The organism is Streptococcus salivarius (assembly GCF_000785515.1).
GTDB lineage: Bacteria > Bacillota > Bacilli > Lactobacillales > Streptococcaceae > Streptococcus > Streptococcus salivarius.
This window is the reverse complement of sequence record NZ_CP009913.1, coordinates 1,211,761-1,224,153: the sequence shown is the minus strand read 5'-3', so window position 1 is coordinate 1,224,153 and position 12,393 is coordinate 1,211,761. Positions and strand designations below refer to the sequence as shown.

General features: G+C 38.3%; 14 protein-coding genes. 13 read left to right on the top strand and 1 reads right to left on the bottom strand.

Translation table 11 applies throughout. From position 1 onward, the window contains the following. The first annotated feature begins 2 nt into the window (after positions 1 to 2). The 7 genes from SSAL8618_RS05895 (at position 3) to SSAL8618_RS05865 (ending at position 5,707) form a co-directional block, all read left to right on the top strand. Complete coding sequence (locus SSAL8618_RS05895) at positions 3 to 632, top strand: amino acid ABC transporter ATP-binding protein (protein ID WP_004182073.1); 630 nt, start codon at positions 3 to 5, stop codon at positions 630 to 632. Between the two features lie 12 nt (positions 633 to 644). After that, the gene (locus tag SSAL8618_RS05890) at positions 645 to 1,496 is read left to right on the top strand and encodes an amino acid ABC transporter substrate-binding protein (protein WP_004182025.1); all 852 of its coding nucleotides are present in this window, start codon (positions 645 to 647) and stop codon (positions 1,494 to 1,496) included. Positions 1,497 to 1,609: 113 nt separating this feature from the next. Next, complete coding sequence (locus SSAL8618_RS05885; RefSeq protein ID WP_038676147.1) at positions 1,610 to 3,025, top strand: Y-family DNA polymerase; 1,416 nt, start codon at positions 1,610 to 1,612, stop codon at positions 3,023 to 3,025. Next, on the top strand, positions 3,022 to 3,399 hold the full coding sequence (locus tag SSAL8618_RS05880) for a hypothetical protein (protein ID WP_037604998.1): 378 nt from the start codon (positions 3,022 to 3,024) through the stop codon (positions 3,397 to 3,399). The genes SSAL8618_RS05885 and SSAL8618_RS05880 overlap by 4 nt, the downstream gene beginning before the upstream one ends. Continuing rightward, the gene (locus SSAL8618_RS05875; protein WP_037611375.1) at positions 3,377 to 3,658 is read left to right on the top strand and encodes a DUF5960 family protein; all 282 of its coding nucleotides are present in this window, start codon (positions 3,377 to 3,379) and stop codon (positions 3,656 to 3,658) included. Before SSAL8618_RS05880 ends, SSAL8618_RS05875 begins: the two co-directional genes overlap by 23 nt. Positions 3,659 to 3,818: 160 nt before the next feature. Next, the gene (gene adhP, locus SSAL8618_RS05870) at positions 3,819 to 4,838 is read left to right on the top strand and encodes an alcohol dehydrogenase AdhP (RefSeq protein ID WP_037611373.1); all 1,020 of its coding nucleotides are present in this window, start codon (positions 3,819 to 3,821) and stop codon (positions 4,836 to 4,838) included. Positions 4,839 to 5,122: 284 nt separating this feature from the next. Next, positions 5,123 to 5,707: a GNAT family N-acetyltransferase gene (locus tag SSAL8618_RS05865; RefSeq protein WP_038676144.1), complete on the top strand. Its 585-nt coding sequence runs from the start codon at positions 5,123 to 5,125 to the stop codon at positions 5,705 to 5,707. Between the two features lie 287 nt (positions 5,708 to 5,994). Here the strand turns inward: SSAL8618_RS05865 and guaA are convergent, their stop codons facing one another. Continuing rightward, on the bottom strand, positions 5,995 to 7,557 hold the full coding sequence (gene guaA, locus SSAL8618_RS05860) for a glutamine-hydrolyzing GMP synthase (protein ID WP_002883901.1): 1,563 nt from the start codon (positions 7,555 to 7,557) through the stop codon (positions 5,995 to 5,997). Between the two features lie 164 nt (positions 7,558 to 7,721). Between guaA and SSAL8618_RS05855 the strand changes: the two genes are divergently transcribed. The 6 genes from SSAL8618_RS05855 (at position 7,722) to SSAL8618_RS05830 (ending at position 12,375) form a co-directional block, all read left to right on the top strand. Continuing rightward, positions 7,722 to 8,420 (top strand): GntR family transcriptional regulator, encoded by a 699-nt coding sequence (locus SSAL8618_RS05855; protein WP_038676141.1) that lies wholly within the window; start codon positions 7,722 to 7,724, stop codon positions 8,418 to 8,420. 65 nt (positions 8,421 to 8,485) lie between these two features. After that, complete coding sequence (locus tag SSAL8618_RS05850; protein ID WP_002883908.1) at positions 8,486 to 8,818, top strand: putative DNA-binding protein; 333 nt, start codon at positions 8,486 to 8,488, stop codon at positions 8,816 to 8,818. Positions 8,819 to 8,850: 32 nt separating this feature from the next. Beyond that, positions 8,851 to 10,413: a signal recognition particle protein gene (gene ffh / locus SSAL8618_RS05845; protein ID WP_002883924.1), complete on the top strand. Its 1,563-nt coding sequence runs from the start codon at positions 8,851 to 8,853 to the stop codon at positions 10,411 to 10,413. Between the two features lie 112 nt (positions 10,414 to 10,525). Beyond that, on the top strand, positions 10,526 to 11,053 hold the full coding sequence (locus SSAL8618_RS05840) for an ECF transporter S component (protein ID WP_002883896.1): 528 nt from the start codon (positions 10,526 to 10,528) through the stop codon (positions 11,051 to 11,053). Positions 11,054 to 11,075: 22 nt separating this feature from the next. Further along, positions 11,076 to 11,591, top strand: coding sequence for a transcription repressor NadR (locus tag SSAL8618_RS05835; RefSeq protein ID WP_013990508.1), 516 nt, complete (start codon positions 11,076 to 11,078; stop codon positions 11,589 to 11,591). A gap of 94 nt (positions 11,592 to 11,685) precedes the next feature. After that, positions 11,686 to 12,375 carry an XRE family transcriptional regulator gene (locus SSAL8618_RS05830; RefSeq protein ID WP_013990509.1) on the top strand — a complete coding sequence of 230 codons (690 nt, stop codon included), beginning with the start codon at positions 11,686 to 11,688 and terminating at the stop codon, positions 12,373 to 12,375. Positions 12,376 to 12,393 lie beyond the last annotated feature (18 nt).

Genomic DNA, 12,393 nt, shown 5'->3' with positions numbered 1-12,393 from the left:
TTATGTTAGAATTAAAAAATATTTCCAAGCAATTTGGTCAACACAAAATCTTTGATAACTATAACCTAACTGTCGAAGAAGGGAAAATCTTAGCTATTGTCGGACCATCTGGTGGTGGTAAAACGACTCTCTTGCGTATGCTAGCAGGACTTGAAACCATTGATTCAGGACAAATTATTTATGAAAATGAAGAGATTCCTTTGGATCAAATGGAAAGTCGTAACTTGCTAGGTTTTGTCTTCCAAGATTTCCAACTGTTTCCGCACTTGACAGTCTTAGACAATCTAATGCTTTCACCAATTAAGACGATGGGAATGTCTAAGGAAGATGCTCAGAAAAAAGCTCAAGCCCTACTTGACCGTTTAGGTCTTGGAGCTCACGGAAATGCTTATCCTTACTCTCTTTCTGGGGGACAAAAACAACGTGTTGCATTTGCGCGTGCTATGATGATTGATCCGAAAATTGTCGGCTATGATGAACCAACATCAGCTCTTGACCCTGAGTTGCGTCAAGAAGTTGAGAAATTGATTTTGCAGAATCGTGAGACTGGGATTACGCAAATCGTTATCACTCACGATATGCAGTTTGCACAGCACATCGCCGATGAGATTGTCACTATCAATCCAAAATAGTGAGGATTTTCCATGAAAAAAATAGTAAAAACGATTTTGCTAGGCTGTCTTGTCATTTTGCCTTTGTTTGCGCTATCAGCTTGTAGCTCGCGCTCACATTTTGCAACTCAGAAAGATCAGTGGCAAACCTATACCAAAGAAAAGAAAATCAAAATTGGTTTTGATGCGACCTTTGTTCCTATGGGATATGAGGAAAAGGATGGTAGCTATGTTGGTTTTGATATTGATCTTGCCACTGCAGTTTTTAAATTGTATGGTATTGATGTCGAATGGCAGGCTATTGACTGGGATATGAAAGAAACAGAACTGAAGAATGGGACAATTGACCTCATTTGGAATGGTTACTCGGTCACGGATGAGCGTAAGCAGTCTGCAGACTTTACAGTGCCTTATATGGTCAATGAACAAGTACTGGTAACCAAAAAGTCTTCGGGAATTGATTCTGTTGCAGGAATGGCAGGTAAGACCTTAGGTGCTCAAGCGGGTTCTTCTGGTTATGATGCTTTCAATGCTTCTCCGAAGATTTTGAAGGATATCGTCGCCAACCAAAAAGCAGTCCAATATTCGACCTTTACTCAGGCCTTGATTGACCTTGATAGTGGACGTATTGATGGTCTATTGATTGACCGTGTATATGCTAATTACTACTTAGAAAAATCAGGAGTTCTGAATCAGTATAACGTTATGCCTGCTGGTTACGAGGGTGAAAGCTTTGCTGTAGGTGCTCGTAAGGCAGATAAGACACTGATCAAAAAAATCAATCAAGGATTTAGAACCCTTTATAAAAATGGAGAATTCCAAAAGATTTCTGACAAATGGTTTGGTGAAGATGTTGCCACCGACCAAGTTAAAGGGAAAAAATAGAAGGATAACAACATTCTAGAAGGGATGTTGTTATTTTTTTGTGGAAAATACTTGAAATAAAACAAGTTATATTTTATACTAGTGTTAGTTTATAAACTAACGAAAGGGTGAGCATGGGATATTTTGATTATTCAAGAGAACCGCAAAGTGATATTGCTTTTGTAGATATGAAATCTTTCTATGCGAGTGTAGAGTGTGTTGAACGTGGGCTGCACCCTCTTAAGACTTCTCTATGTGTGATGAGCAGGGCTGAAAATGCTAATGGTTTGATATTAGCCTCCTCCCCCATATTTAAGCAGGTTTTTGGCAAGTCAAATGTTAGTCGTTCTTATGACTTACCTTTTGACATTCATTCTCGTAAGTTTCATTATTATAATGCCAAAAAGCAGGGACTTCCAACGGATAGAGCTTTTGTAGATTACATCGAATCTTGGGCTAAGGTTACCTTTATCGTTCCTCCTAGAATGGACCTCTATATAAAAAAGAATATCCAAATTCAACACATTTTCCAGAATTATGCCAGTGTTGAAGACATTCTTCCTTATTCCATTGATGAGGGTTTCATTGATCTCACGTCGTCACTGAATTACTTTATTCCCGATAGAACAGTTACAAGAAAAGATAAGTTAGATATGATTTCAGGGCGTATTCAAAGAGATATTTGGAGGGAGACAGGCATTTACTCGACAGTTGGGATGTCTAACAGCAATCCCTTATTGGCCAAGTTAGCTCTTGATAATGAGGCCAAACATACGGCTACTATGAGAGCCAACTGGTCCTATGAAGATGTCGAGACTAAGGTTTGGAATATTCCCCATATGACCGATTTTTGGGGGATTGGAAAGCGGATGGAGAAGCGTTTAAACAAGTTGGGGATTTTCTCTATTCGAGAACTTGCTAATAGCAATCCTGATACTCTTAAAAAGGAGTTAGGTATTGTGGGTTTAGATCTTTTTTTTCATGCCAACGGTATCGATGAGAGTAATGTTCATAAACCTTATAAACCAAAGTCACATGGCTTAGGGAATTCCCAAATCTTGCCACGAGACTATGAGCGTCAAGCTGATATTGAATTGATTCTAAGAGAGATGGCAGAACAGGTAGCTATTAGGTTAAGACGAGCCCATAAGAAAGCTTGTCAAGTTTCCATCAGCATTGGATTTTCAAAGTTAGAGGGCAAGCGTTCGCTACAAGCACAGATGAAGATTGAACCCGCTAATAATACAAGAGTACTAATAAGCCATGTCATTGAACTCTTTAGGAAGAAATATCAAGGAGGGGCTGTTCGAAGTGTCAGTGTCTCTTATGCAAATTTTGTAGATGAAAGGCTTCAGATTCTTTCTTTATTTGATAATCCAGATGACATTGATAAAGAAGAAAGACTTCAGGCAGTTATAGATAGTATTCGACAGGAATTTGGCTTTACGACCATTCAAAAAGCAACTGCTTTACAGGAGGCATCTAGGAGTCTTGCTCGAAGTAAGCTTATTGGTGGGCACTCTGCTGGAGGATTAGATGGCTTAAAATGATAGACCGTAGTTACCTTCCCTTTCAATCAGCTAGGGAACATCAAGACAGGGGAATGATGAAGTGGATGGGCTTTTTCTTATCAGAACATACAAGCTCCCTACATGAAGATAAGACTAAAGAAAATCTTAGGAGTCATTTGGATGATTTAGAGAAGTTTACTTTATTAAACCAGCTTTATTCAGGTCAATTATTGGGAAGTTTCCAGATAAAGGATCAAGGTAGGCGCTGTAGATGTAGTGGCTATGTGGTTGACTTGGATTTTAATCAAGTTACTATAAAATCTTGCAAGCGACATAAATGTATTCGAACAAAGGATATATTAGAAATTAGTTTGGGGGTTGAAAACATAGATGAGGAAGAGAAAAATTTATGATGATAAACTTCAAATTGACTATTTTTCTGATAGCTATTTAAAATTTGAAGAAGACTTTTATCGCTATTCTGCCATGGATATTCCCTTAACCTTTTTGACGGATGATATTATGAGGGAGATGGCTATCAGTCAAAAGAATTATTTTCTATTAAATAAAGAGAATGCCAGAGATGGACGCAATCATTATTTCCATTTTGAAGTCAGTCTACCGGATTCCAAGACACTTGTGAGACAGTATAGGTATCTTGGAAATGATTGAAACAAAGCAATATCAGCAGCAGAAATAGTAGCAATTCCACTTGTATAGAGAGTTTTCAAGAAAGTTTTCGCAAGCTAAGAAAAGCTTTATGTAAGCGTTGACATTGTCTGTGTGAGTGCTATAATGAAGGTGTTAAAGTTATCATATGGAGGTAATTAAGATGAGAGCAGTTGTTGTTAATCAAGCAAGTACAGGTGTTGAAGTTGTTGATCATGAAAAACCATCTGTAGTTGGTCATGGTCAAGCTTTGGTTAAAGTTGAATATTGCGGTGTCTGCCATACTGACCTTCACGTAGCTCATGGAGACTTTGGTCAAGTACCAGGTCGTATACTAGGTCACGAAGGTATTGGTATTGTCGAAGAAGTTGGTGAAGGTGTTGAAACACTTAAAAAAGGTGACCGTGTATCAATTGCTTGGTTCTTCGAAGGGTGTGGCCATTGTGAATATTGTACGACTGGTCGCGAAACACTCTGCCGTTCTGTAAAAAATGCTGGTTATAGTGTTGACGGTGGTATGAGTGACTATGCTTTAGTTACTGCAGACTATGCTGTGAAAGTTCCAGAAGGACTTAATCCAGCTCAAGCTTCATCTATTACTTGTGCGGGAGTTACAACCTATAAAGCTATTAAAGAAGCTAAAGTTGAACCTGGTCAATGGGTAGCTATTTATGGTGCTGGAGGACTAGGTAATTTGGCTATTCAATATGCTAAGAAAGTTTTCAATGCACGAGTAGTGGCCGTTGATATCAACCAAGATAAACTTGATTTGGCTAAAGAATCTGGTGCTGACTTAGTTGTGAACGGTAAAGAAGTTGAAGATGTAGCGGGTTATATCCAAGAAAAAACTGGTGGTACACACAGTGCTGTTGTAACCGCTGTTTCTAAAGTTGCCTTCAATCAAGCTGTCGATAGTGTACGTGCTGGTGGAACAGTCGTTGCGGTTGGTCTCCCATCTGAATATATGGAGCTTTCAATTGTCAAAACAGTTCTAGATGGTATCCGTGTTGTTGGATCTCTTGTAGGTACACGTAAGGATTTGGAAGAAGCCTTCGACTTCGGTGCACAAGGCTTGGTAGTGCCAGTTGTTGAAACTGTTCCTGTTGATACAGCGGTAGAGGTCTTTGACCAAATGGAAAAAGGTGAAATTCAAGGACGTAAAGTATTGGATTTCACTAAGTAAGCAAACATCTTTCTGTGCTACCCTGACTATGTGAAGAGTCTAGTGGTGTAAACTTGAACTGATACTAGAAAGTTAGACAAATAATTTAAGTGAAGGATTTAGTTCTCTACTATATAGGACTAGGTCCTTTTAGTTTTACCTTAATTCGTTTGTAGTTGTAATATGTACTGTACTCAAAAAGATAGACAAAATTTTAGTCATTTGAAAAGTAGTAAAAAAGTTATATAATGATTTCGTAAATAAAGAAGTTAAAGAATATTATCATTTATAACAAGGAGAATGAAGTGGATTCTACCAACTTGGACTCGGAACTATTCATAGAGTTTAAATCACGTGGGAAACGATGCCAACTTTTTTATATATCCGATAGACATAGTGAAGGGTTATATGAGATTGTTTCTACTGAACGAGAACGTCTTGCTATGTGGCTTCCTTGGGTGGAAGATATGAAAAGTATTGAAAATGAAAGAGCGTTTATAAAGTATGCACGTGAAAAAATGGAGCGCAATGAGTTATTTATGTTAACAATTTGTGTCAATCAGAAACCAGTAGGGATGATAGATATACATAATATTGATTTACAAAAACATCAAGCCGAAATTGTGTATTGGATATCAGAAAAATATGAAAATCAAGGTTTTGTAAAGCAGGGGTTAAAAAAATTAATAAAAATCATTCCATCCAAATTTAAAATTGATAAGCTTTTGATTTATATAGATGTTGATAATGTTAAAAGTAAGTTTATACCAATCAGTTTAGGTTTTAAAAAGGAAAGTGAAATTTCCCAATTAGAGTTCTATAATGGATTCTATCATGATTTTGAAATTTATGGGTTAAATGTCAATGAAAGCAATATAGCAAATGGTTAAAGTGAAATTTTTATAAATAAAGAACTATCTGAGTGTTTTGATTTTTCCCCATTGTCTAAGTATGTTGTAAGAGTTAATACTGAACATCAGAAAAGGAAAAATTTTTCTGACCCCATATCATTGCTTATTGGTTTATTTTTTAAATAAGATATAAAAAATCCCCACCAGAAAGAAATTCTGGTGGGGTATTTGGTGGGGAACCAAATATAATTAATTAGATTTTAGCGCTTTAAAACAATTCAAAATGCTGTTAAATCAATCAAGTCACTTTAAATTAGGTTTATATTTTACTCCCACTCAACAGTTGCAGGTGGTTTACTTGTAATATCGTAGACGATACGGTTAACGTGGTCAACTTCGTTAACGATACGTACAGAAATCTTTTGAAGAACTTCCCATGGAAGTTTCGCAAAGTCGGCTGTCATACCATCAATTGAAGTGATAGCACGGATAGCGATAGTGTAGTCATAAGTACGGCCATCACCCATAACACCGACAGAACGTACGCCTGTGTTAACAGTGAAGTATTGCCATACATCACGATCAAGACCAGCTTTGGCAATTTCTTCACGAAGAATAGCATCAGACTCACGAACGGTTTCAAGTTTCTCTTCAGTAATCTCACCCATAACACGGATGGCAAGTCCTGGTCCTGGGAAAGGTTGACGCCAAACGACTTCATCAGGCATTCCCATCTCAGTACCAAGGGCACGTACTTCATCTTTAAAGAGGGTATTAAGTGGTTCAATCAATTCAAACTGCATATCTTCTGGAAGACCACCAACGTTGTGGTGAGATTTGATTGTTTGCGCTGTCTCAGTACCTGATTCAATAATATCAGTATAAAGCGTTCCTTGAGCTAGGAAGTCTACACCTTTAAGTTTACTTGCTTCGTCATCAAAGACGTAAACAAACTCGTTACCAATGATTTTACGTTTTTTCTCAGGATCATCAACACCAGCCAAGAGATCTAGGAAGCGTTTAGAAGCGTCAACACGGATAATGTTAAGGCCAAATTTACCTCCGAGCATCTCCATAACTTGGTCACCTTCACCTTTACGGAGAAGACCGTGGTCAACGAAGATACATGTCAATTGATCTCCGATAGCTTTTTGCAAAAGGACACCAACAACAGATGAATCAACCCCACCTGAGAGTCCAAGAAGGACTTTACGGTCACCGACTGTTTCACGAATTTGTGCAATTTGCATATCTACGAAGTTAGCCATTGACCAGTCACCTTTGGCACCACAGATACCGAAAGCGAAGTTTTTCAAGATATCGTTACCATATACAGAGTGACGAACTTCTGGGTGGAATTGGATACCGTAGAAGTTTTTCTCAGTATTTTCCATTGCGGCGAATGGGCAATCTACTGAGTCACCAACAAGATGGAAACCTTCTGGAATTTCTGTAACAGCATCACCGTGGCTCATAAGAACGACTTGTTCTTCAGGAGTCCCTGCAAAGAGTTCTGATTGGGCACGAAGGCGAAGTGTTGATTGGCCATACTCACGGTTACCGGCTTCACCAGCAGGAACAACTTTACCACCAAGTTTGTGGGTCAATAGTTGCATTCCGTAACAGATACCAAGAATTGGAATACCAAGTTCAAAAATTTCTTCGTCAATACCAAATGCATCTTCGGCATAAACAGAGTTAGGACCACCTGAAAGTACGATACCGATAGGATCGATGGCACGGACTTCATCAGCGGTAATTTTATGGCTTTTCAATTCAGAGAAAACGCCAAATTCACGAATACGACGTGCAATCAGCTGATTGTATTGGCTACCATAGTCTAGAACAATGATTTTCTGCACATCATTCAAAGTAGAAATGTCAGTCATTATTACCCTTTCTTTTTACGTCACACATGGACTCTTATGCAATCATTGTATCACAATTTTAAGGACTTAGCACCTAGATTTATACGATAAACTGTAAGTCTTGTCGTCACCTTTACAATTCTATTAGTTTTTTTGTAAAATAGGGGTAAAGAAGGGGGTATTAGATGCTACCAGCATATATTCGCATACATGATAAGATTAAGGCAGATGTTGATGACGGTACTTGGAAAATCGGGCAACGTCTCCCTAGCGAGCGAGATCTTTGCGAAACTTTTGACGTGAGTCGTATGACTGTGCGTCAGGCCATAACGCTTTTAGTAGACGAGGGTATTTTAGAACGTAAACCAGGCAGTGGTACTTTTGTGGCCAGCAGTCGAGTTAAGGAAAAGATGCGTGGAACCACGAGTTTCACAGAGATTGTTAAATCCCAAGGCAAGAAACCGTCTAGTGAGCTTATTTCATATAAACGTGTGCATCCCAATGAATTTGAAATCAAGAATTTAGGTGTCTTACCACAGTCTAATGTCATTCGTATGGAACGTGTTCGTTTTGCGGATGATCTTCCAGTTGCCTATGAGATTGCCAGTATCCCTGAGAAAATTATCCGAGGTTTTAAGGAATCAGAAATTACCGAACATTTCTTCAAGACCTTAACTGATAACGGCTATGAAATAGGGAAAAGTCAGCAGACCATATCAGCTAGTTTGGCCAATAGTAGTCTAGCCAAGCACCTCAAGGTTAAGACTGGTGATGCTCTCCTGAGTCTGACACAAATTTCCTTCCTCCAAGACGGTCAGGCTTTCGAATATGTACGAAGTTACTATGTTGGTGACCGTTTTGAATTTTATTTGGAGAATAATTAGAAGTCACTGCTTTTTTCTGCACAAGAATCGTGCTAACACCATGATTTTATGGTAAAATGGAGCTTATGGAAATTGAAAAAACCAATCGCATGAATGCCCTTTTTGAGTTCTATGCTGCACTGTTAACAGATAAGCAGATGAACTATATTGAGCTCTATTATGCGGATGATTACAGTTTGGCAGAAATTGCCGAGGAATTTGGTGTGAGTCGTCAGGCAGTATATGATAACATCAAGCGTACTGAGAAGATTTTAGAAGCTTACGAGATGAAATTACATATGTATTCAGATTACATCGTCCGTAGCCAAATTTTTGATGATATCATGGAAAAATATCCAGACGATAGCTATCTTCAGGAACAAATTGCTGTGCTCAGCAGCATTGATAATAGAGATTAGATTCAAGCAGAAAGTAAGAGAGGAAATGATATATGGCTTTTGAAAGCTTAACGGAACGCTTGCAAGGCGTTTTCAAAAATTTAAGACGTAAAGGAAAACTTTCAGAGAAAGAAGTTCAAGAAGTCACTAAAGAGATTCGTTTGGCACTTCTTGAAGCAGACGTAGCGCTACCAGTCGTTAAGACATTTATTAAACGTGTTCGTGAACGTGCTGTAGGTCACGAAATCATTGATACTCTTGATGCTTCACAACAAATTATCAAGATTGTTAATGAAGAATTGACAGAGATTCTTGGGTCTGAAACATCTGAAATTGAAAAATCTCCAAAGATTCCAACAATCATTATGATGGTTGGTCTCCAAGGGGCTGGTAAGACAACCTTTGCTGGTAAATTGGCTAATAAGTTGATTAAGGAACAAGAGGCCCGTCCAATGATGATTGCGGCGGACATCTATCGTCCAGCAGCCATTGATCAGTTGAAGACTTTGGGGCAACAAATCAATGTTCCTGTTTTTGATATGGGAACAGAGACACCAGCAGTTGAGATTGTCAAAAATGGTTTGGAACAAGCGCGTGCCAACAAGAATGACTATGTCTTGATTGATACGGCTGGTCGTTTGCAGATTGACGAGACTCTCATGCAAGAATTGCATGATATTAAGGATTTTGCTCATCCAAACGAAATTCTCTTGGTTGTGGATAGCATGATTGGTCAGGAAGCTGCTAACGTTGCCAAGGAGTTCAACGAACAGCTAGATATCACTGGTGTTGTTCTTACTAAAATTGATGGGGACACACGTGGTGGTGCGGCTCTTTCTATTCGTGAGATTACCGGCAAGCCAATCAAATTTACGGGTACTGGTGAGAAAATTACGGATATCGAGACTTTCCACCCAGACCGTATGTCAAGTCGTATTTTGGGTATGGGTGACCTTCTTACCCTTATCGAAAAAGCTTCTCAAGAGTACGATGAGAAAAAATCTCTTGAGTTGGCTGAAAAGATGCGTGAAAACACCTTTGACTTCAATGACTTCATTGACCAATTAGACCAGGTACAAAATATGGGTCCAATGGAGGATTTGCTCAAGATGTTGCCAGGTATGGCTAACAATCCAGCCTTGGCTAATGTTAAAGTAGATGAAAAACAAATTGCGCGCAAACGTGCTATCGTATCATCTATGACACCTGAAGAACGTGAAAATCCAGATCTTTTGACACCAAGTCGTCGTCGCCGGATTGCCAATGGTTCAGGGAATACCTTCATCGAAGTAAACAAGTTTATTAAAGACTTTAACCAGGCAAAACAAATGATGCAAGGTGTTATGTCTGGTGATATGGAGCAAATGATGCGTCAAATGGGTCTTAACCCAAATAATTTGCCAAAAAACATGCCAAATATGCCGGATATGGGTAATATGGACATGTCTGCTCTTGAAGGCATGATGGGTGGCGCTGGTATGCCAGATCTTGGAAATATGGATCTTAGCCAAATGCTTGGTGGTGGCCTTAAAGGTAAGGTTGGTTCATTTGCCATGAAACATGCGATGAAGCGTCAAGCTAATAAGATGAAAAAAGCTAAGAAAAAACGTAAATAAGAAACATAGAACGCTAGGACATTTTGCTCTAGTGTTTTTTTCTGAAAAATATTGACTTATACAACTATACACTGTAATATACTAATGTATATACAGTAAAAAGGAGTAGATTATGAAACCTAAAAAGAGAATTCAAGAAATGACCTTTGCAGCTTTATTAACTGCAATTGCTATCCTTATCCCAAGTATCATGCCAATTAAACTGATTATCCCACCGGCTTCGTATACTTTGGGGAGTCATGTTCCAATATTTCTAGCCATGTTTATATCTCCCTGGGTAACTGCTTTTGTTATCTTAGCCTCTAGTTTGGGATACTTTATGGCTGGCTATCCGATTGTGGTTGTTTTTAGGGCCTTTTCACATATTATATTTGGCTTTTTAGGCGCACTCTATTTGAAAAAATTTCCACAAACGATAGAAAACCATAAATCATCATTACTTTTCAACTTTGTTTTAGGTCTTATCCATGCCATAGGTGAAGTTCTTGCTTGCGTGATTTTTTATTCCGTAACAGGAGAGGATTTCCAAAAACTATTCTATGTTCTCTTTGTTTTAGTTGGTTTTGGCACTATTGTCCATAGTATGATAGACTATGTTATAGCATTAACGATTTTCAAAAGTATTCGAAAAATACGCTAATTGAAAGAGGGATGGTTGGTCTATGGCTTCAAATCGAAAACAAGAATTATTGGCACTCTTAAAGGGAGCTAAAGAGTCAATGAATGGACAGAGTTTGGCGGAGCATTTTGGTGTGACACGTCAAATCATTGTTCAAGATATTGCCCTCTTGCGTGCAGATGGTGCCCAGATTATTTCAACTAATAGGGGATATATCTATAAAAGTAGCGATGACAATTCTTATGTACATCGACTATTTAAGGTGAATCATAAAGTGTCCGATATGGAGGATGAGCTTTTGGCTATTGTTGATAATGGAGGCCGTATTCAAAATATCATGATAGATCATCCAGTTTATGGAGAAATTCAGACTTTGTTGAAATTGACTTGTCGTCGAGATGTTAGTCATTTTTTAGACCAGGCCTCGTCAAATGACTTTCGCCCCTTATCTGATTTGACAAACGGTGTTCATTATCATCTTGTCGAAGCAGATAGTGAGCAAGATATAGATTATATTGAAGAGGCACTTAACCATCTAGGATTTTTAGTTAAAGAATGAGATAAAAGAGAAATGTAAAAGTAGTTAGTTTCACTTGAAAACAACTACTTTTTTTGATAAACTTATGTTAGTTTATTAACTTACGGAGGTAGCCATGTTTTCAGGACAAAGACTTAAGGAAATTCGAGAAGCACAAGGAATGAGCCAAGCATCAGTAGCTAAGCATCTAGGAATTTCACGCTCCTCTTATTTTAATTGGGAAAATGGTAAGACGAAACCTAATCAAAAGAACCTTTCGGTTTTGGCCGAACTTTTTGGTGTAGCTGAGACCTATTTTCTTTCTGAGCATGAGATTGTAGAAGTCTACTTGGAATTAAATGAGGAAAATCGCCAAGAAGCTTTGCGACTCACTAAGGCTCTCCTAGAAGAGCAAGAAGCAGAAAAGCAAAAAGCACCTGTTGTTCCGCTTTACTCTTACAAAGTTTTCGAGCGTTTATCAGCCGGAACTGGTTACACTTACTTTGGTGATGGCAATTATGATGAAGTTTTCTATGATGAAGAATTGGATCATGATTTTGCATCATGGGTATTTGGAGACTCTATGGAACCTACCTACCTAAATGGTGAAGTAGTGTTAATCAAACAAACAGGTTTTGATTATGATGGAGCTGTTTATGCTGTAGACTGGGATGGTCAAACCTATATTAAAAAAGTTTATCGTGAGGAAGATGGTCTACGTTTAGTTTCTCTTAATAAACGTTATGGTGACAAGTTTGCACCCTATGACGAAGATCCCCGAATCATTGGTAAAATTGTCGGTAACTTTATGCCTGTTGAGGCTTAGTCAACTTTTATCGATTGG

Coding starts and splice junctions, on each gene's coding strand:
- SSAL8618_RS05895 (WP_004182073.1), top strand. CDS start 3: ATGTTAGAATTAAAAAATATTTCCAAGCAATTTGGTCAACACAAAATC.
- SSAL8618_RS05890 (WP_004182025.1), top strand. CDS start 645: ATGAAAAAAATAGTAAAAACGATTTTGCTAGGCTGTCTTGTCATTTTG.
- SSAL8618_RS05885 (WP_038676147.1), top strand. CDS start 1,610: ATGGGATATTTTGATTATTCAAGAGAACCGCAAAGTGATATTGCTTTT.
- SSAL8618_RS05880 (WP_037604998.1), top strand. CDS start 3,022: ATGATAGACCGTAGTTACCTTCCCTTTCAATCAGCTAGGGAACATCAA.
- SSAL8618_RS05875 (WP_037611375.1), top strand. CDS start 3,377: ATGAGGAAGAGAAAAATTTATGATGATAAACTTCAAATTGACTATTTT.
- adhP (WP_037611373.1), top strand. CDS start 3,819: ATGAGAGCAGTTGTTGTTAATCAAGCAAGTACAGGTGTTGAAGTTGTT.
- guaA (WP_002883901.1), bottom strand. CDS start 7,557: ATGACTGACATTTCTACTTTGAATGATGTGCAGAAAATCATTGTTCTA.
- SSAL8618_RS05855 (WP_038676141.1), top strand. CDS start 7,722: ATGCTACCAGCATATATTCGCATACATGATAAGATTAAGGCAGATGTT.
- SSAL8618_RS05850 (WP_002883908.1), top strand. CDS start 8,486: ATGGAAATTGAAAAAACCAATCGCATGAATGCCCTTTTTGAGTTCTAT.
- ffh (WP_002883924.1), top strand. CDS start 8,851: ATGGCTTTTGAAAGCTTAACGGAACGCTTGCAAGGCGTTTTCAAAAAT.
- SSAL8618_RS05840 (WP_002883896.1), top strand. CDS start 10,526: ATGAAACCTAAAAAGAGAATTCAAGAAATGACCTTTGCAGCTTTATTA.
- SSAL8618_RS05835 (WP_013990508.1), top strand. CDS start 11,076: ATGGCTTCAAATCGAAAACAAGAATTATTGGCACTCTTAAAGGGAGCT.
- SSAL8618_RS05830 (WP_013990509.1), top strand. CDS start 11,686: ATGTTTTCAGGACAAAGACTTAAGGAAATTCGAGAAGCACAAGGAATG.